Genomic DNA, 16,733 nt, shown 5'->3' with positions numbered 1-16,733 from the left:
CAAAAAGTCGGACTTTTTAGCAAACTTTTCCGGGAGGTGGCCGAAATGCGCGTTCCTGTGTGCGATACGTGCCCGGCCCCCGTCCTGCGCCGCAAGGGCTCCCGCGGGCCCCTGCCCAAGCGGTGTGACGCCTGCCGCGCCCCGAAGCCGGCCGCGAAGAAGCCCGCGGCCGCCCGCGCGCCGCGCACACCTGCACGCGGTGAGGTCGGGACCGCGCTGGCCGCCGAGCTCGCCGCGATGCCCGAGCGGGTGCAGGCGTCCACGGAGGCCGCGGCCGCCCGCGCGCTGGCCGTGCAGGTCGACCAGGGCCTGTCGATGACGGCGGCGACGCGGGAGTTGACGCGAGTCGTGGCGCTGCTGCGCGCGATGTCGCCCGCTGAGCGTGCGCTTGATGTGCGCGCCGAGGTCGCCGAGCAGGAGGTTCCGACAGGTGTCGCTCGCTTTACTGCCCGAGCCGCTGCGCGGCGCGCTGCGGCCGCGGGTTGAGGTCCGCCCGCCCGGGATCGTCGACTCGCTCGCCGATGACGCGGTCGACCTCGTCAAGGCGGGTGGGCTGACGCCGGACGACTGGCAGCGCGACGGGCTCGACCTGATGCTGTCGATCCGCGGCGATGGCGGCTGGGCGTGCCCGGACTACGCGGAGTGGGTGTCGCGGCAGAACGGGAAGTCTGCCGGGCTGCTGACGCCGCGAGCGCTGTACGGGTTCCTCGCGCTGGACGAGCACCTGATTCTGTGGTCTTCGCACCGGGTCGACACGACGATGCGGTCGTTCAAGTTCGTCGAGAAGATCCTGCGGAAGCTCGGCCAGCCGGCTCCGGGGCGGCTCGGCGAGTTCTACATCGAGTTCCCGGACCTCGGCACCACCGTGAAGATCAATGGGACGCACGGGCACGAGTCGTTCGAGCGCCTTGACACGCAGGCCGAGCTCAAGTTCGTCGCCCGGTCGGCGCGCGGTGGTCGTGGAATGGACCCCGAGTGTCTGATCCTCGACGAGGCGTTCGCGCTGAACGACGCGCAGATGGAGGCGCAGGCGCCGGCGACGGCGGCCCAGCCGAATGCGCAGGTGATCCTGACCTCGACACCGCCGCTGGACGGCGCGCAGGGCGAGGTGATGTTCCGGACCCGGGAGCGTGCCGAGTCGGACGACCCGGGCCTGATCGGGTACCGCGACTGGGGCCTCGCGGCGTCGCTGGACGAGCTCGCGGCGATGGCGCCGGAGGTGCGGCGCGCGTTCCTCGACGATCGGGCGAACTGGACACCGCCGAACCCGTCGCTGGGCTCGGGCCGGCTCACCGAGGCGGCGCTGGTGCGGCTGCGCCGGGTGATGTCCGAGGAGGGGTTCGCCCGCGAGTGCTTCGGCATGTGGCCGACGAAGGGCGCTGCAGGGTCGCGGCTGATCCCGGCGCAGGCGTGGCGGCTGCGGGAGGCGCCGGGCTCGTCGATCGAGGGCACGCCGGTGTTCGCGGTCGATGTGAACCCGGAGCGGACGGCGGCGGCGATCGTGGCGGCAGGGTTCCGGCCGAACGGCGGCGTGCTGGTGGAGGCGCCTCGCCCGGACCGGAACGCCGACCCGGACGAGGCGTGGCCGGTGGGTATGGACTGGGTCGTGCCGCGAGCGGTCGAGATCGACGGGTCGCATGGGCCTACGCGCTGGGGGATCGACCCGAACGGCCCGGCTGGGCCGCTCGCGCAGCAGCTGGAGGACGCAGGCCTGCAGGTGGTGCGGCTCAAGGGCCCGGATCTGGCGCGGGCGTGCATGAGCTACGTCGACGAGCTGCCGTTCCACCTCGGCGACGAGGTGCTGGACACGGCGGCAGAGGCGGTCCGGAAGCGCCCGATCGGTGATGGGGCGTGGGCGTTCGGTCGGCGCAACAGCGGGGCGAACATCGCCCCGAAGGTCGCGGCGGCGATCGCCCGGCATGTGCTGCTGGTGCACGGCGCGCTGGGGCCGTCCCCTGAGCCGCTTGCGGTGGAGCAGTCGAGCGCTCGGCTCGAGACGGCGGATCTGGCTCGGATGGGCTTCTGACGTGGCAAGGGAGGTGGACCTCGGATGACTGCACCGATCGGCGCGCCGACGTCGGAGCTGGGCTACGCGAACGCGGCGGGCTCGTGGTGGATGGCGCCGTCGGAGGAGACCACGCCGGAGCTGCGGTGGCCGCTGTCGGTCGCGGTGTACGACCAGATGCGCAAGCAGGACGCGCAGGTGGCGTCGGTGCTGCGGGCGGTGACGCTGCCGGTGCTGCGGACGCGGTGGCGGATCGCGCCGTCGGGTGCGCGCGACGAGGTGGTGTCGCAGCTGTCGGAGGACCTAGGGCTGCCGGTGCAGGGCGTCGACGAGCAGGCGGCGCCGTCGCGGCGGGTGCGGGACCGGTTCTCGTGGGCGGAGCACCTGCGGATGGCGATGCTGTCGCTGCCGTTCGGGCACTCCTACTTCGAGCAGGTGTGCCGGCTGGACGAGGCGGGGCGGGTGCGGCTGCGGAAGCTGGCGCTGCGCCCGGCTCGGTCGATCGCGAGCATTCAGGTGGCGCGTGACGGCGGCCTGGAGGGCATCGAGCAGTACGCGGGTGCGGACACGCTGGCCACGGTGAAGATCCCGGTGTCGCGGCTGGTCGCGTACGTGCACGAGCGCGAGGCGGGGAACTGGGTGGGGTCGTCGCTGCTCCGCCCGGCGTACAAGCACTGGCTGATCAAGGACCGGCTGCTGCGGGTGCAGGCGCAGACGATCGAGCGCAACGGGATGGGCGTGCCGCTGTACAAGGGCGGCGAGAAGGAGGCCAGCCTCGACGCCGGCCGGAAGCTGGCGCAGGACTGGCGCTCCGGTGACGCCGCCGGCGCCGCGGTGCCGTACGGCGCGGACCTGCTGCTGCGCGGCGTGGACGGGTCCCTGCCGGACGCCGACACCCCGATCCGGTACCACGACGAGCAGATTGCCCGCGCGGTGCTCGCGCACTTCCTGAACCTCGGCACGCAGACCGGGTCGTGGGCGCTGGGCACGACGTTCGCGGACTTCTTCACGCTGTCGCTGCAGACGGTCGCCGAGTCGATCGCCGATGTCGCGCAGCAGCACATCGTCGAGGACCTCGTCGACTGGAACTGGGGCCCGGACGAGCCGGCGCCGCGGATCGTGTTCGACGAGATCGGCAGCCGGCACGCCGCGACCGCGCAGGCGATCAAGCTGCTCGTCGACGCCGGCGCGCTGTCGAACGACCCGGCGCTGGAGCGGCACCTGCGCCAGCAGTACGGCCTGCCCGCGGCCGACGACACCGACCGGCCCCCGGCCGGCGACCCTGGAGGCACGGATGCCTGATCGTCCCCGTCTGCGCGCGGCCGCAGGCGCACCCCGGCCGTGGTATCGAGTCGGCCCGGTCCTGGCGCTGGCGGAGGGCCAGGCCGCCACCGAGGAGGCCGAGCCGGGTACGGCGTCGTCCTCGGCCGACGTCTACCTCTTCGACACCATCGGCGGCTGGTTCGGCGTCACCGCCGATGCGTTCGTCCGGGACGTGGCCACCCTCGACGTCGACCGGATCGTGCTGCATCTGAACTCGCCGGGCGGGGACGCGTCGGAGGGCGTGACGATCGCGAACATGCTGCGCGCGCACCGCGCCCAGGTCGAGGTGCGCGTCGACGGCCTGGCGGCGTCGGCGGCCTCGGTCATCGCGATGGCCGGCGACGAGGTCGTGATGGGCATCGGCTCGCAGCTGATGGTTCACGACGCGTGGGGTGTCGCGATCGGCAACGCCGCGGAGATGGCGCAGGCGCAGCGGATGCTCGACTCGACGTCGGACGCGCTCGCCTCGACCTACGCGGCGAAGGCCGGCGGGACCACGGAGCAGTGGCGCGAGGTGATGCGCGCCGAGACCTGGTACACCGCCGACGAGGCCGTCGCCGCGGGCCTCGCGGACCGGGTCGCAGCAGCCGACGAGACCGGCACCGCCGCGGGTGAGCAGATCACCCCGGGCGGCAGCAGCGGCTCGTTCTGGGACATGTGGGACAGCCTCGCCGCGCCGGACCGGTTCGACCTGTCCGCGTTCACCTACGCCGGGCGCGATCGTGCGCCCGCGCCCGCCATGCCGGGCCGTACAACTCCCGCCGCGTCCGCGGCCGGGCGATCCACAACTGAGAGGAGCGGCCTCGTGCCCTTCCTGGATGACGTCCGGCAGCGGCTCGGAGTCGCTGCCAACGCCGACGAGACCACCGTGCTCGCCGCGCTGGAGGAGGCGCTCGACGAGCGCGCCGACGGCGACGACGAGGACGACGACGAGACGAACACCCCGGCGCAGCTGCCCGAGGGCGTCGAGCCGGTCGACTCGCAGGCGCTGGCGCAGCTGCGTCGCGATGCCGAGCTCGGCCGGCAGGCGCACGCCCGGCAGGAGCGCGAGGACCGGGAGGCGCTCGTCGACGCGGCGATCGCCGACGGCCGGATCGCGCCGGCGAGCCGCGCCGCGTGGCTGACCAACCTCGAGGCCGACCCGGGTACGGGCGCGCGCGACACGCTCGCGTCCCTGCAGAAGGGCCTGATCCCGGTCGGCCCGCCGGTCGGGCACAACGGCGGCGCCGAGACCTCGGTGGATCCGCTCTACGCGAGCATCTTCGGGTCGGAGGCCTGAGTCATGGCTGACTACATCCCCGTGTTCAAGCCGGGCACGGACGTCACGTTCACCGCCGGCGCCGCCATCACCGGTGGCCGGCTGGTCGCGCTGTCCGCGGCCGAGACCGTCATCGAGACCTCGGCGACCACGGCGGCCTGGATGGGCGCCGCGGTGCAGGACGCCGCGTCGGGCGCGATGGTCGGAGTCACCTCGGGTGGCGTGCAGGAGCTGATCGTGAACGCCGCGGTCGCGGTGGGCGACATCCTCGTCCCGGCGGCGAACGGCCGGGTCACGCCGATCGCGGCCGGCACGAACTACGCCCACGTGGTCGGGATCGCGACGACCGCACAGTCGACGGCGGGGCAGACCTGCCGCGTCAAGATGGCCCGCTGACGGAGGACGAACGATGCCCTACACCTACCCGCCGGCGGCTCCCACCGTCACCGGCGATGTCACCAGCATCCACCGGCTGCTGCAGAGCCCGGAGCTGATCGCGCGTCGGCTCCGCACCATCGCCGAGCAGCGGTTCATCGCGGACGCCCTGCTGACGGGCCGCTTCACCGCGGTCGGCGGCGCGATCCAGTTCGAGCAGGGCGAGTCGCTCTACACCGACCGCGACCCGCGGGTCGTGCGGCCGGGCATGGAGTACCCGCTGGCCGGGATCACGCTCGGCACGACGCAGATCGCCGAGGTCCAGAAGTGGGGCCAGGACGTGCCCGTCACGGACGAGGCGATCGCCCGGCTGCTGCGCAACCCGATCGACCGCGCGTTCCTCAAGCTGGTCAACCAGATGGTCAAGAAGGTCGACAGCGTCGCGATCGCCGCGATCGCATCGGCGGTCACGCAGACCGCCGCTGCCGCCGCGGTGTGGACGACCGCCACGGCGAAGCAGATCTTCCTCGACGTGGCGAAGGCGAAGGCCGCCGTCATCGACCTCAACGACGGGTTCGAGCCCGACACCGTCGTCGTGTCCACCACCGCGTGGACGCACGCGATGGCGACGTTCGCCGACGCCGGCTACCTGCCCCGCGAGGACGGGAACTCCCCGGTCCTCACCGGCAACTTCCCGGTGATCGACGGGATGCGGTGGCTCGCCACCCCGAACATCCCGCTCGCGAACGCCGCGCTGGTCGTCGACTCGACGCAGCTCGGCGGCATGGCCGACGAGAACCTCGGCGGGCCGGGCTACGCCGGGTCGGTCGCGGGCATCGAGACCAAGAGCATCCGCGAGGACGAGACCGACGCGTACCGGCTGCGTGCTCGCCGCATCACGGTCCCCGTGGTGCTCGAGCCGAACGCCGGCTACGAGATCACGGGGGTGACCTCGTGAGCGAGTACATCGTGACCGGGCCGTGCGCGGTGGTGCACGTCGGCGACAAGATCCAGTACCTGTACCAGGGTGCGCCGCTGCCCGACGGGCTCGACGCCGACGAGGTGAAGCGCCTCGAGGGCCGCGGGCTGGTCGGGAAGCGGGACCAGGGCGACCTGGTCGTCGGCAGCGCCGCGGCGGACAAGCCGCGTCGGCCGGCCGCGTCGAAGGACTGACCGGTGTCCGCGCTCGACGTGCTGTCCGTGGCCGAGGCGCGGGAGTACCTGAACATCCGGCTGTCGTTCGATGCGTCGAAGACGGCCGAGATGGAGGGCTTCATCGCCGCGGCGGTGCGTCGGGTCGACCGGCACCTGTTCGGCGGCGACGGCCGGTCGCTGGCCGACGACCCTGACGCCGTCGAGCCGGAGCAGTCGCTCGCGGTCCGGGTGGTGCTGGCGGACTACTACCGCCCGCAGTCCCGGGCCGCGACGGTCGCCACCGGGCCGACCGTCGAGGACGTCGGCGTCGGCGGCCGGGCCCCGCTCGGTGCGCGCCTGACCGAGCTCCTCGGCCCGCCCGCGGCTGACGTGTCGGAGTCGGCTGTCGCCGCGGCAACAGCCAGCGGCCCGCAGGGGTCGTTCCCGGCGCCGATGGCGTGGCCCGACCCGGCCCCGTGCTGGGTGGTTCGGTGACCGGCAGCCCGGCGCCGCTGCTGGTGGTGGCGCTGCACGCCACGGTGGCCGCGTACGCCCGCACGTTGGCCGATCCGGACGTCGCGGAGGACTTCCCGCGGGTGGTGCGGGTCGACCTGGGCGTGCTCGGCGAGGAAGGCGCGGACGGCCAGTACGACGAGCTCGCCGCGATCGGCATCGGCGTCACCGGCAGCACCGACCGCGACGTCGACCAGCAGGTTCGGCGCCGTCTCGGCGGCCAGGACCTGACGGTGGACGTGGGATGCCGGGTGCAGGCGATGGCCGAGGACGAGACGCGGGCGTCGGCGCTGGTCCGCGCGTACGAGGTGCTGGACATGATCCCGGCGGCGGTCGCGGCTACGCCGGATCTGGACCTGCCGTCCGGGGTGCTGACGTCTCGGCCCTGGGTGGCGCGGGTGGCGCTGTCGTGGCTCGAGGACCCGCAGCTTCCGCCGCAGGCCGCGCTCGACGTGACCGTGCGGGCCTCGGCGTTCCAGCCCCGCGCCTGATCGCAGTCCGAAGTAGTTCCGCCCCCGGCGTCCGCTGCGGGGCTCGTTCGCATGCAAGGAGGAGCCCTCGTGGCAGAGCAGAAGGTCGTCGGGTTGGTCGCCAACCCGAACGCCCCGGAGGACTGGGTCGAGATCGAGCAGAAGGGCATCGACGGGACGACGCGCGTGCACCCCCGCTCGGTGAAGCACTGGGAGGCCCGCGGCTGGTCCGCGGTCAAGGAGACGAAGGCGCGGCCCGCCGCGTCCGGTAAGGAGTCCTGAGACATGGCCGCCACTCCACTGAACGTCGCCGAGCCGTTCTCCGCGCTCGACGGCCTCGAGGTCGTCTACGTGCCGGTCATCGCGGCGACGACGAACATCCCGACCCGTGTCGAGATCAACGCCGGCACCGACCTCACCTCGGAGATCACGGCGTGGGAGGGGTTCGAGGTCGAGCCCGGTGAGATCGAGATCCGCCGTCTGGGCAAGCGTCTGCGCGGCAGCATCCCCGGCGAGATCACGATCACCTCGGGGCGGCTCGACATCCTCGCCGACCGCGGCAACGACGACGTGCGCGACGTCCTGCCCGACGGCACGGTCGGCTACATCGTCTTCATGGACGAGGGCGACACCCCGACGAAGCTGATGGACATCTGGCCGGTCCGGGTCAACCGGCTGTCGAAGATCCGCTCGATGGAGAACGCGACGCTGCTCCGCGTGCGGTTCACGCACGACGAGCTGCCCGTCGAGGACATCGTCATCCCGGCTGCAGTGTGAGCCTGCGGGGGCGGCTGGTCGCACAGCAGCTCCCGACGCGCACGGTCACCCTGGCGCCAGCTGTGCAGGGCGCGGATCCCGACGTCGTCGAGGTCCGCGCCCTTCCCGCTCCCGAGTGGGACGCGCTGGTGCAGCTCCACCCACCGACCGAGCAGCAGGCCGAGGACGGGTGGGGGTGGAACCTCGCGACGTTCCGGCCGGCGCTGCTCGCGGCGTGCGTGGTGTCCCCGGACGACGAGGGCGACCCGCTCACCGAGGCCGAGTGGGCGCAGCTGCTGCTGAAGATGCCCGTCGGTGACCGCGAGCTGCTGTACCGCACCGCGGTCGACGTGAACGAGAACCGTTGGCCGGGCGCTGACGTGGGAAAAGGTTCCGGGTAGACCCGCTGTTCGATCTGCAGATGGACTACTGCGGGCCGCGTGGTCTACCCCGCTCGAAGTTCCTCGGCTGGCCGAAGGACGACCAGGACGCGGCGATCGTGTGGGTCATCCGGGAACGGTCGGTGCACGCGGCGTGCGGGACCCGCCGTGAGGACTGGGACCCGGAGCAGGGCGGTCATCCGCGCGCGTTCGTCGCGACGGTCGACGTGTGCCCGGGCTGCGCTGCACTGGAGAACCGGCAGGCCAGGTTCGACAAGCAGCGCGAGAAGGGCGACCTCGAGCCGGGGTCGTCGCTGGTGCTGCGCAGGCAGGAGGGGCTCCCGTGAAGATCACGGTACGGATCCCGAAGCACCGCCAGTTCGGAGCGCTGGCGCGCCGGTTCCGGGCTGCCGGGGACGGCACGCTGGAGCGCGACCTCGGCGCCGGGCTGCAGCAGTCGGCGCCGCCGGTGCTGGCGAAGGTCCACGCCCGCGTGATGGCCGCGTCGTTCCCGGCGTCGCCGTCGAAGGGCGGCGGCCGCTCGACCGGGTTCCGGGCGGCGCTGGCGGGCGCGACGAAGACCGAACCGCTCGCGTCGCCGGTCGGCGTGCGGTTCTTCGTCGACGGCGACGCGCTCGGCCGCGGCGGCACGGGCAGGGCCGGGCACCGGCTCGCGATGTACACCGAGGGCATCGCCCGCAACCGGTGGCGGCACCGGGCGTTCGGCCGCGACCCGGAGGACCCGAAGAGCTGGTTCAACCAGCTGCCCGACCCGTGGTTCTTCCCGACCTTCCCCGGCGAGGAGTCGCGGTTCGTGCGGGTCGTTGAGCAGGCGATGGACAAGACCGCGCGGCGGATCTTGGGATGAGGAGCGCATAGGTGAAGTGGCTGATCCCGTACGCGGGCGAGACGTTCACGTTCGACGACGAGCGACTGTCGGCGTCGGAGGCCCGGCTGCAGAAGCGGATCACCGTCGGCATGGCGCCCTTCGTGGCCGAGCGGGCGCGTGAGCAGATGGACCCGGACGCCTGGGTCGCGGCGCTGGTGATCGGCCGGCTGCGGTCGGGCCTCGACGCGATCGCCGCGGCCGACATCGACGCCGACGAGGTCGACCTCATGGCTGCGATGAAGCTGACCCGCGAGGCCGGCCAGGCGGAGGTGCGCGACCTGCGCGCCGCAGCGAAGGCCGCCCCCGACGCCCCGGCCGATGTCGAGGCGCCCGCCGCGCCGGAGGCCGCCGCCTCCTGACCCTGCTCGACCACCCCCGCCCACCTGCTCGGAAGCGCACACGGAGAGGGGGTGATGACGCATGTCCCGGTCGATGAACTTCGACGTCACCGCGAACGACAACGCCTCGCGCGAGTTCCTCGCGATGGCCGCAGCGGCGGAGAAGCTCGAGGACAGGCTCAAGAAGCTCGACCGGCTGACGGTCGAGCCGACGGCGCAGCTGAACATCACGCCGGCGACGCGGTCGGCGCAGCAGCTGCAGACCCGCCTCGACGCGCTGAAGAACGTGCGCGCCACGGTGGAGACGCCGGGCGCCGCGGAGGCACGCCGCGACGTCACGGCCCTGGTCGTGGAGATGCGGAAGCTGCGCAACGTCCGCGTGCGCCTGGACGTCGACGGCACCGCGAAGGCCGACGTCGCCGCCCTGGCGACGGCGCTGCGCACCATGTCGCGCGACGTCAAGGTCAAGGTCGAGCTCGACGACGGCACGTTCCTGCGGGACGTCACCCGCCTCAACGAGCAGGTCGCCGCGCTGACCGGGTCGACGGTCCGGATCGACTTCGACATCCAGCCACCCGACATCGAGGCCCGGCTCGCCTCGATCGCCGCGTCGCTGCGGACCCTGCGCGGCACCACCACGCACAAGGTGCAGGTCGACACCGGCGACGCCGAGGGGTCGGTCGCGGAGATGACCGCGTCTCTCGCCGGCCTCGCTCGCGCCCTGGCCGTGCCGATCGCCGTCCCCGCGCTGATCTCCGCCGCGGCCGGGCTGGGCGCGCTCGGCGCGTCAGCACAGGATCTCGTCGGCGCCATCGGCCTGATCCCCGGCGCCGGTGCGGCGGCCGGCGCCGCGCTCGCGACTCTCGGCCTGGGCATGGCGCACGTCGCCGACGCCCTCGGCCCGACGGGCACCGCCGCGCAGGTCAAGAAGGTCAACGAGGCCCTCGCCGCGCTGTCGCCGTCCGCCCGCGAGGTCGTCGGCACGCTGCGCGGGCTGGGCCCGGCGTTCTCCGAGATGCGCCTGTCGGTGCAGGAGGAGCTGTTCCGGGACCTGACCGACGTCATCGAGCCGCTGGCGAAGTCCTACCTGCCCTCCCTCGAGTTCGGGCTGTCCGGCATCGCCAAGGAGATGAACAACAGCGCGGCCTCCTTCGCGAAGTGGGCGATGTCGGAGCCCGTGATCGCCGACGTCAACACGATCCTGGCGAACACCCGCACCACGATGCGCGAGCTCGCCCCGGCCGGGGTGAACGTCGCCGCCGCCCTCACCGACATCGCGACCGTCGGCTCGGAGTTCCTGCCCGAGCTCGCCGCCGGTGCGACGACCGCGACCGCGAAGTTCCGCGAGTTCGTCGCCGAGGCCCGGAAGTCCGGCGAGCTGGAGCGGTGGATCTCCGGCGGCATCACCTCGCTGCAGCAGCTCGGCAACATCGCCGGGAACGTCGGCTCGGTCCTCGGGTCGTTCTTCGCCGCCAGCATCGACTCCGGGTTCGACCTGCTCGGCTCGGTCGAGCGACTCACCGGTGAGCTGTCGACGCTGATGTCCTCGGTCGAGGGCCGCACCGCGCTGGTCGACACCTTCCGCGAGTCGGGGGAGGCGGTCCGCGCGCTGCTGCCTGGCATCCGCGAGCTGTCTGGCGCGGCGCTGTCGACCATCGGGTCGTTCGCGCAGACCGACGGGCTGGAGCGGTTCACCACCTTGGTGTCGAACCTCGCGATCGCGGTGTCCCCGCTGGTCGCGCAGCTCGGCGAGCTCGCCGGTGGCACCCTGGGCGCGCTCGCGGGCGGCGCACAGATCGCCGTCGGGGCGCTCACCCCTGTCATCGCGCTGGTGTCCGGGCTGGTCGACGGCCTCGGTCCGGTCGGGCCCGCCGTCCTGGCCGCGGTGCTCGCGTTCAAGGGGCTGGGCCTGGTGGCCGGGCCGGTCGCGGCGCTGGGCGCCTCGATGCAGGTGGCCGCCGTGTCCGCGGCGGCGTTCGCGGGCCGCATGACAGGCTCGGCGGCGATCGCGGCCGCGGCCGGGACGTCCACGCTGGCGCTCGGTTCGGCGGTCGGCGCGCTGGGCAGGGCGCTCCCGATCGTCGGTGTCGCCGCCGTCGGGCTGGGCCTGGCGCTGTCGTCAATGTCGGTGTCGGCCGACGACGCGGTCACCGCACTGCGCTCCGGCGGTGTCGCCGCGGACAACATGCGCACGGCACTGCTTGAGCAGCAGGGCGTGTCGCAGGCCGGCCGCTCCGGGTTCGACGACTGGGCGAACAGCGTCAACACCTGGGTCAACAGCAACGTGTTCGGCATCGCGTCGATCGAGTCGACGAACGAGGCGATCGGGCAGCAGCGCACCGAGATGTCGTCGCTGCAGATCGCGCAGGAGGCGGCCACGGTCGCGCAGAACGAGTACCAGGAGGCGGTCAACGAGACCGGCTCCGGCTCGCAGCGATCCCGGGACGCGGCCTACGAGCTCGCCACCGCGACCGACCGGGTCGAGGCCGCGCAGCGCGCCGCAGAGGACGCGACGCAGTCGTACTCCGATCGGCTCCGCGACCAGGTGTCTGCTGTCCAGTCCGCACTGGGGGCGAACGTCCAACTGGAGGACGCGATCGCCCGCGTCGCCGAGGCCGAGAAGGCCGCGAACGACGCCGCGGCCGAGTACGGCGCCGGGTCGAACCAGGCGGCCGAAGCGACGCGCGAGTACGTGCTCGCGGCCGACCAGGCCGCGAAGGCGGCGCAGCAAGTGGCCGAGGAGTTCGGCGGGGCGGACGCCGGATCGGCTGCCTATGGGGCCACCCTCTTGAACCTTGCCGCGAATGCCCAGGGCCCGGCGCGCGACGCGCTGCTGTCGCAACTGTCGATGCTCAGCCAGACGCGGCTGGACTACCTCTCGGCCGGTGCCGCGGCGCTGGGGTTCGCGACGCAGGTCATCGAACTGCCGGACGGGAAGACCGTCACCATCGCGATCGACCCCGAGACGGGCGAGATCGTTGACACCCAGACCCTGATCGACAGCATGCGGGACGGCGAGGTCGAGATCAACCTGGAGACCCAGGAGGCGCTCACCGACCTCGAAAGCCTGGTCGGGGTGATCAACGGCTCCGGTGGGTCCATCCGCATCGACGGCAACCCACAGGCGGCCGGTGTTGCGCTGCAGTCGGTGCTCACCGCGATCTCCGAAGGCCGGGAGACGGTCGAGATCAACGGCGAGTCCATGCCTGCGCAGCAGGCCCTTGACTTGGTGATGGCGCAGATCCGGGCGTCGAACGCCGAGGTCACGATCGGCGGCCAGAACTACCCGGCGGCCAGAGTCCTCGACGACACCCTCGCCGCGATCCGGTCGGGCCGCGACGACGTCACGATCGGCGGCCAGTCGCTCCCGGCGCGGAGCGTGCTCGGGGTCCTGCTCGGCGACGTCGGCCGGGCGAGCTCGACCATGACGATCCTGGCCCGCGACGGCGGGGTCGGCGCGATGAAGGCGGCGCTGTCCCGGCCGTCGTCGTCGACGCACACCATCACCGTGGTGACCCGCGGCGGCGACTACCGGACCATCGGCGTCGGCACCCAGACCCGCAACCACGACGGCAACGTCATCCCCGCCTCGTCGACCTGGTACGCCGGCGGCGGCACCTTCCCCGGCCGCCCGTTCCGGGCCGGGACCGCGCAGCGGTTCCCCCCGCGGCACCTGCGCTACACCGGCGACCGCACGGACAAGGACGAGTTCTACCTGCCCGACAACGGGGTGCCGCGCACGATGGCGCTCGGCACCGAGTGGGCCCGCCGCCGCGGCATGGACCTGGTGCCGCGCAACACGATGAGCACCGCCGGTGCGGGCGCGCCGCGCGGCGGCGTCGCCGCTCTCGCGCGCGTCCTCGACACCCGCACCGGCACCGGCGGCGGCCCGGTCACGGTCAACCAGCAGGAGGTGGTGGCCGCGGTGCGCCAGCTGTCCGCGATGATGCGCGCCGGGTACAGCCCGCCCGACGCCGTCGCCGGCCCCATCGTGGCCGGCCTCGTGCGGATCGAGCGGGCACTCGGCGCCGGCCCCTCCGGTGCGGCGCGCGCCCAGGCGTCGAGGTCCAGCGCCGAGCTGCTGCCGGGCTGGTCCTGACGTGGCCGACTACGACGACACCTACCTCGTCGATGGCGTCGACCTGCACAACTACGCGACCCGCATCGAGGTCGCCGAGAACCTGCAGTCGACACCGGACCCCGTCGGGGAGGACATCGTGCTGCCCGGGCGGGACGGCGCGATCGAGGTGTACGGCCTGCCGGGGCAGCCGCGCCGCCCCGACAGCACGGCCAGCATCACGTTCACGATGTCGCTGATGGGCGTCGACCCCGACACCGGCGAGTTCGTCGGTGACGACGGCAGCGCCGAGCACTACTTCGCCCGCTGGGACGAGCTGGTGCGACTGTTCCACCGGCGCCGGTTCCCGATCGACCATCCCCGCCCGGACGGGACCCGGCGCGCGTACGGCCACCTCGAGGCAGGGCTCGCGCCGTCGCGGGAGCCAGCGTCGCCGTGGTTCGGCCGGTTCTCCGCGTCGGTCGCGATCCCGGCCGGGCACTGGGAGGACCTCACCGACACCAGCACCGGCACGGTGTCGCTGACCACCGGGGGCACGTTGCCGCTCGCGGTGTTCGCCGCGGCGACGGCGCCGTGCACGGGGCTGCGGGTGCGGTTCGGGGCCGGGTCGAACCCGCGGCTCACGCTGTCGACGGGCTACCTCGGCTGGGCCGGGGTCATCTCGTCGGGGCGGCAGCTGCTCGTCGACGCCGCGACCGGGCTGACGAGCCAGGGCACCGGGACGGCGTGGACCCCTGGCTACGCCGGCCTGGACTACTCGCCCGGCCCGGGCCTGTTCGAGATCGATCCGTCCGAGCCGCTGTCGGCTGTGCTCACGCACACCGGCGGCGGGTCGATGTCCGTCGAGGTGGCCGGGCGCCGCCGCTACCGAAGCAGTTGAGGAGCACAGCGTGGCGTTCACCCTGATCACGGTCACGGCGACGGTGAAGAACCCGGACGGCTCCAACGCGACCGGGTCGGCGGTGTTCCGGCCGGTGACGACGATGCGCAACAGCGCGGGCACGTCCCAGACCACCGCGGCCGCCGAGGTCCCGGCCGCGATCACCGCGGGGGCGCTGTCGGTGCAGCTCGCGGCGACTACCGACACCGGCACCACCCCGACCGGGGTGATGTACGAGGCGGTGTTCTACCTCAACGGGCAGCGGAAGCCGCGGAAGTTCTACTTCGCGGTACCCCACGACGGGGGGGCGCTCGATCTCGACTCGGCGACGATCGTAGAGACGCACCCGAACGCGATCACCGTGCCGACGCCTGGGCCTACCGGCCCCGCGGGGCCTACCGGCGCGACGGGAAGCACCGGCCCTGCCGGACCGACGGGACCGGCCGGACCGACGGGCCCTGCCGGGCCGACCGGCGCCACGGGCCCGACCGGACCCGCCGGCCCGGAGGGGACCGCGAGCGTCGCCGCCACCACGCAGGCGGGCACCGCCTACACCCTCGCCCTTGCCGACGCCGGCACCGCGGTCGAGCTGACTGCGGCGACCGCGACCGCGGTCACGGTGCCGCCGAACAGCGACGTCGCTTTCCCGGTCGGGGCGGTGCTGGAGCTGCTGCAGTACGGCGCCGGTCAGGTCACGGTCGCGCCCGGCGCGGGAGTCACGATCCGCACCGCGGGCACGCTCGCCACTCGGGTGCAGTACTCGGCGCTGTCGCTGCGCAAGCGCGGCACGAACGAGTGGGTTCTCACCGGGGACACCGCGTGATCGGGGTGCAGTCGCGGCGCGCCGTCGCGCGGCGGCCGCTGCACCGCCGCGCCACCGCGCCGGTTCGCACGGAGGTCCGGAACGCGGCCGGGACGCTGCTCGCGACGTTCACCGACGGCGCCCGCACTGTGTCGCTGCTGGGCGCCGAGCGGACGTTCACCGAGACGAAGCCGCCCGTGCTCGACCAGTTCGCCCGCACCGTGTCGTCAGGGTGGGGGCCCTCCCCCAACGGCGGCACCTGGGGCAACTTCGGCGGCGTCGACGCCGACTTCTCCGTGTCAGCAGGCAAGGGCCGCATCTCCGCGCCGACCACGAACACCTCCCGGTACACCCGCCTCGCCGACGACGTCACCACCTACGACATGCGGACCACGGTCACGACGGACACCATGCCCGTCGGCGCCGCGAACGTGGCCGCGCTGATCGGCGGCTGGGCCTCGACGACTGCGCACATGCGCTACCAGCTCACGCTCAACCCGTCCGGGCTGGTGTCCTGTCTGATCTCCCGTGTCGTCGGCGGCACCGCAACCACCATCGCCGGGTCGACCACCGTCGGGACTTCCGGCACCTACGTGGCCGGGCAGGTGTGGCACATCCGGGCCACCTTCGACGGCACGACGCACACCATGCGGGCGTGGAAGGACGGCGACACCGAACCCGTCTCGCCCAACCTCTCGGTCGCCGACACCACCTACCCGACCGGGCGCATGGGCGTGCGGACCCTCGCCGCGACGTCCTCGACAAACAACCCTGTGTTCCTGTTCGACGACTTCACCGCAACCGCGGCCTGGCCCGCCAACCCGACGATCACGCACTCGACATGGGTCCGGGTCCTGCCCGCCGCGTTCGCCGGCATCGTCAACCCGACGTGGCTCGCGGCTGCGCTGGCGGACACCAGCCTCGACGTGCTGGCGCTGTCGATGCAGTACATCACCGGCGCCGCGACCGTCATGGACGGGCCGCAGAAGATCGCGGGCGACGCCCACTACGGGCCGCTCAACGCGGCAGGCGGCCGCGACGTCGGCGCCGACTTCAACGACTACCTGGGTCTCGACTGGACCTACACCGGCGTGGACAGCGCAGAGTCGGCCGAGCTCGACTCGCTCGACTGCTCGGGCTTCCTCCGGATCGTGTGGGGCTACCGCGCCGGCCTGCCCCTGTCGCTCAACGCCGTCGGCAGCGGGCAGCTGCCCCGCGTGTCCCGTGACCAGCTCGACTCCGGGCCGGGGGTGATCATTGTTCCGCGTACCGGGGCGCAGATCACGGACCTGACCCCGCTCCGGATCGGTGACATCGTCGGCTTTGACGCCACGGCCGATCTCGACGAGTACGACGGCGAGATCGACCATACCGGCATTTACCTCGGCCTGGGCACCGACGGTGCCTACCGCTTCATCTCGTCCCGGAAGACGCCCGACGGGCCGACGTTCGCCGATATGGGCGGACCCTCCCGGCTCGACGGAAGCGGCATATACGCGCGCAAGCTGCGCACGATCCGGCGGTTCTGACCG

General features: G+C 72.9%; 19 protein-coding genes. All 19 read left to right on the top strand.

Annotated elements, in window-relative coordinates; genetic code table 11:
- Positions 1–36 precede the first annotated feature (36 nt).
- The 19 genes from HOP40_RS13255 to HOP40_RS13165 all read left to right on the top strand — a co-directional run bounded on the left by HOP40_RS13255 (position 37) and on the right by HOP40_RS13165 (position 16,730).
- Positions 37–486, top strand: coding sequence for a hypothetical protein (locus HOP40_RS13255; RefSeq protein WP_172158254.1), 450 nt, complete (start codon positions 37–39; stop codon positions 484–486).
- Positions 392–2,026: a hypothetical protein gene (locus tag HOP40_RS13250; RefSeq protein WP_172158251.1), complete on the top strand. Its 1,635-nt coding sequence runs from the start codon at positions 392–394 to the stop codon at positions 2,024–2,026. The genes HOP40_RS13255 and HOP40_RS13250 overlap by 95 nt, the downstream gene beginning before the upstream one ends.
- A 24-nt stretch (positions 2,027–2,050) precedes the next feature.
- Entirely contained in the window at positions 2,051–3,307 is a 1,257-nt protein-coding gene (locus HOP40_RS13245; protein WP_172158249.1) for a phage portal protein family protein, read from the top strand.
- Positions 3,300–4,607, top strand: coding sequence for a head maturation protease, ClpP-related (locus HOP40_RS13240; protein WP_172158246.1), 1,308 nt, complete (start codon positions 3,300–3,302; stop codon positions 4,605–4,607). The genes HOP40_RS13245 and HOP40_RS13240 overlap by 8 nt, the downstream gene beginning before the upstream one ends.
- A gap of 3 nt (positions 4,608–4,610) precedes the next feature.
- Positions 4,611–4,982 (top strand): capsid cement protein, encoded by a 372-nt coding sequence (locus tag HOP40_RS13235; protein ID WP_172158244.1) that lies wholly within the window; start codon positions 4,611–4,613, stop codon positions 4,980–4,982.
- 13 nt (positions 4,983–4,995) lie between these two features.
- Positions 4,996–5,919 carry a phage major capsid protein gene (locus HOP40_RS13230; protein ID WP_172158242.1) on the top strand — a complete coding sequence of 308 codons (924 nt, stop codon included), beginning with the start codon at positions 4,996–4,998 and terminating at the stop codon, positions 5,917–5,919.
- A complete protein-coding gene (locus tag HOP40_RS13225; protein ID WP_172158239.1) occupies positions 5,916–6,134 on the top strand; it encodes a hypothetical protein in 219 nt (72 codons plus the stop codon). The genes HOP40_RS13230 and HOP40_RS13225 overlap by 4 nt, the downstream gene beginning before the upstream one ends.
- Before the next feature lie 3 nt (positions 6,135–6,137).
- Positions 6,138–6,590 carry a head-tail connector protein gene (locus tag HOP40_RS13220; protein WP_172158237.1) on the top strand — a complete coding sequence of 151 codons (453 nt, stop codon included), beginning with the start codon at positions 6,138–6,140 and terminating at the stop codon, positions 6,588–6,590.
- The gene (locus HOP40_RS13215) at positions 6,587–7,099 is read left to right on the top strand and encodes a hypothetical protein (protein WP_172158234.1); all 513 of its coding nucleotides are present in this window, start codon (positions 6,587–6,589) and stop codon (positions 7,097–7,099) included. The genes HOP40_RS13220 and HOP40_RS13215 overlap by 4 nt, the downstream gene beginning before the upstream one ends.
- Positions 7,100–7,168: 69 nt before the next feature.
- Complete coding sequence (locus HOP40_RS13210; protein WP_172158232.1) at positions 7,169–7,360, top strand: hypothetical protein; 192 nt, start codon at positions 7,169–7,171, stop codon at positions 7,358–7,360.
- Positions 7,361–7,363: 3 nt separating this feature from the next.
- Complete coding sequence (locus HOP40_RS13205) at positions 7,364–7,855, top strand: phage tail tube protein (RefSeq protein ID WP_172158230.1); 492 nt, start codon at positions 7,364–7,366, stop codon at positions 7,853–7,855.
- A 62-nt stretch (positions 7,856–7,917) separates the two neighbouring features.
- Entirely contained in the window at positions 7,918–8,235 is a 318-nt protein-coding gene (locus HOP40_RS13200) for a hypothetical protein (protein WP_172158228.1), read from the top strand.
- Between the two features lie 20 nt (positions 8,236–8,255).
- Positions 8,256–8,561 carry a hypothetical protein gene (locus HOP40_RS13195; RefSeq protein WP_172158226.1) on the top strand — a complete coding sequence of 102 codons (306 nt, stop codon included), beginning with the start codon at positions 8,256–8,258 and terminating at the stop codon, positions 8,559–8,561.
- Entirely contained in the window at positions 8,558–9,082 is a 525-nt protein-coding gene (locus HOP40_RS13190) for a polysaccharide deacetylase family protein (protein ID WP_172158224.1), read from the top strand. The genes HOP40_RS13195 and HOP40_RS13190 overlap by 4 nt, the downstream gene beginning before the upstream one ends.
- Positions 9,083–9,093: 11 nt before the next feature.
- Positions 9,094–9,462, top strand: a complete 369-nt coding sequence (locus HOP40_RS13185; protein WP_172158222.1) for a hypothetical protein — start codon at positions 9,094–9,096, stop codon at positions 9,460–9,462.
- Between the two features lie 61 nt (positions 9,463–9,523).
- Positions 9,524–13,540 carry a hypothetical protein gene (locus HOP40_RS13180; protein WP_172158219.1) on the top strand — a complete coding sequence of 1,339 codons (4,017 nt, stop codon included), beginning with the start codon at positions 9,524–9,526 and terminating at the stop codon, positions 13,538–13,540.
- Between the two features lies 1 nt (position 13,541).
- Positions 13,542–14,399, top strand: a complete 858-nt coding sequence (locus HOP40_RS13175) for a hypothetical protein (protein ID WP_172158217.1) — start codon at positions 13,542–13,544, stop codon at positions 14,397–14,399.
- Between the two features lie 10 nt (positions 14,400–14,409).
- Complete coding sequence (locus HOP40_RS35450) at positions 14,410–15,222, top strand: collagen-like protein (RefSeq protein WP_205347178.1); 813 nt, start codon at positions 14,410–14,412, stop codon at positions 15,220–15,222.
- Positions 15,219–16,730 carry an NlpC/P60 family protein gene (locus tag HOP40_RS13165; protein ID WP_172158214.1) on the top strand — a complete coding sequence of 504 codons (1,512 nt, stop codon included), beginning with the start codon at positions 15,219–15,221 and terminating at the stop codon, positions 16,728–16,730. The genes HOP40_RS35450 and HOP40_RS13165 overlap by 4 nt, the downstream gene beginning before the upstream one ends.
- Positions 16,731–16,733: the final 3 nt, after the last annotated feature.

Source organism: Pseudonocardia broussonetiae, assembly GCF_013155125.1.
Lineage (GTDB): Bacteria > Actinomycetota > Actinomycetes > Mycobacteriales > Pseudonocardiaceae > Pseudonocardia > Pseudonocardia broussonetiae.
Note: the sequence above shows the minus strand (reverse complement) of the source record. Positions and strands in the feature narration are given on the sequence as shown.

Bases quoted from the DNA above. Each gene is read 5' to 3' on its own strand.
- HOP40_RS13230 (WP_172158242.1), top strand. From the start codon at position 4,996: ATGCCCTACACCTACCCGCCGGCGGCTCCCACCGTCACCGGCGATGTC.
- HOP40_RS13180 (WP_172158219.1), top strand. From the start codon at position 9,524: ATGTCCCGGTCGATGAACTTCGACGTCACCGCGAACGACAACGCCTCG.
- HOP40_RS13205 (WP_172158230.1), top strand. From the start codon at position 7,364: ATGGCCGCCACTCCACTGAACGTCGCCGAGCCGTTCTCCGCGCTCGAC.
- HOP40_RS13245 (WP_172158249.1), top strand. From the start codon at position 2,051: ATGACTGCACCGATCGGCGCGCCGACGTCGGAGCTGGGCTACGCGAAC.
- HOP40_RS13240 (WP_172158246.1), top strand. From the start codon at position 3,300: ATGCCTGATCGTCCCCGTCTGCGCGCGGCCGCAGGCGCACCCCGGCCG.
- HOP40_RS13235 (WP_172158244.1), top strand. From the start codon at position 4,611: ATGGCTGACTACATCCCCGTGTTCAAGCCGGGCACGGACGTCACGTTC.
- HOP40_RS13250 (WP_172158251.1), top strand. From the start codon at position 392: ATGTGCGCGCCGAGGTCGCCGAGCAGGAGGTTCCGACAGGTGTCGCTC.
- HOP40_RS13195 (WP_172158226.1), top strand. From the start codon at position 8,256: ATGGACTACTGCGGGCCGCGTGGTCTACCCCGCTCGAAGTTCCTCGGC.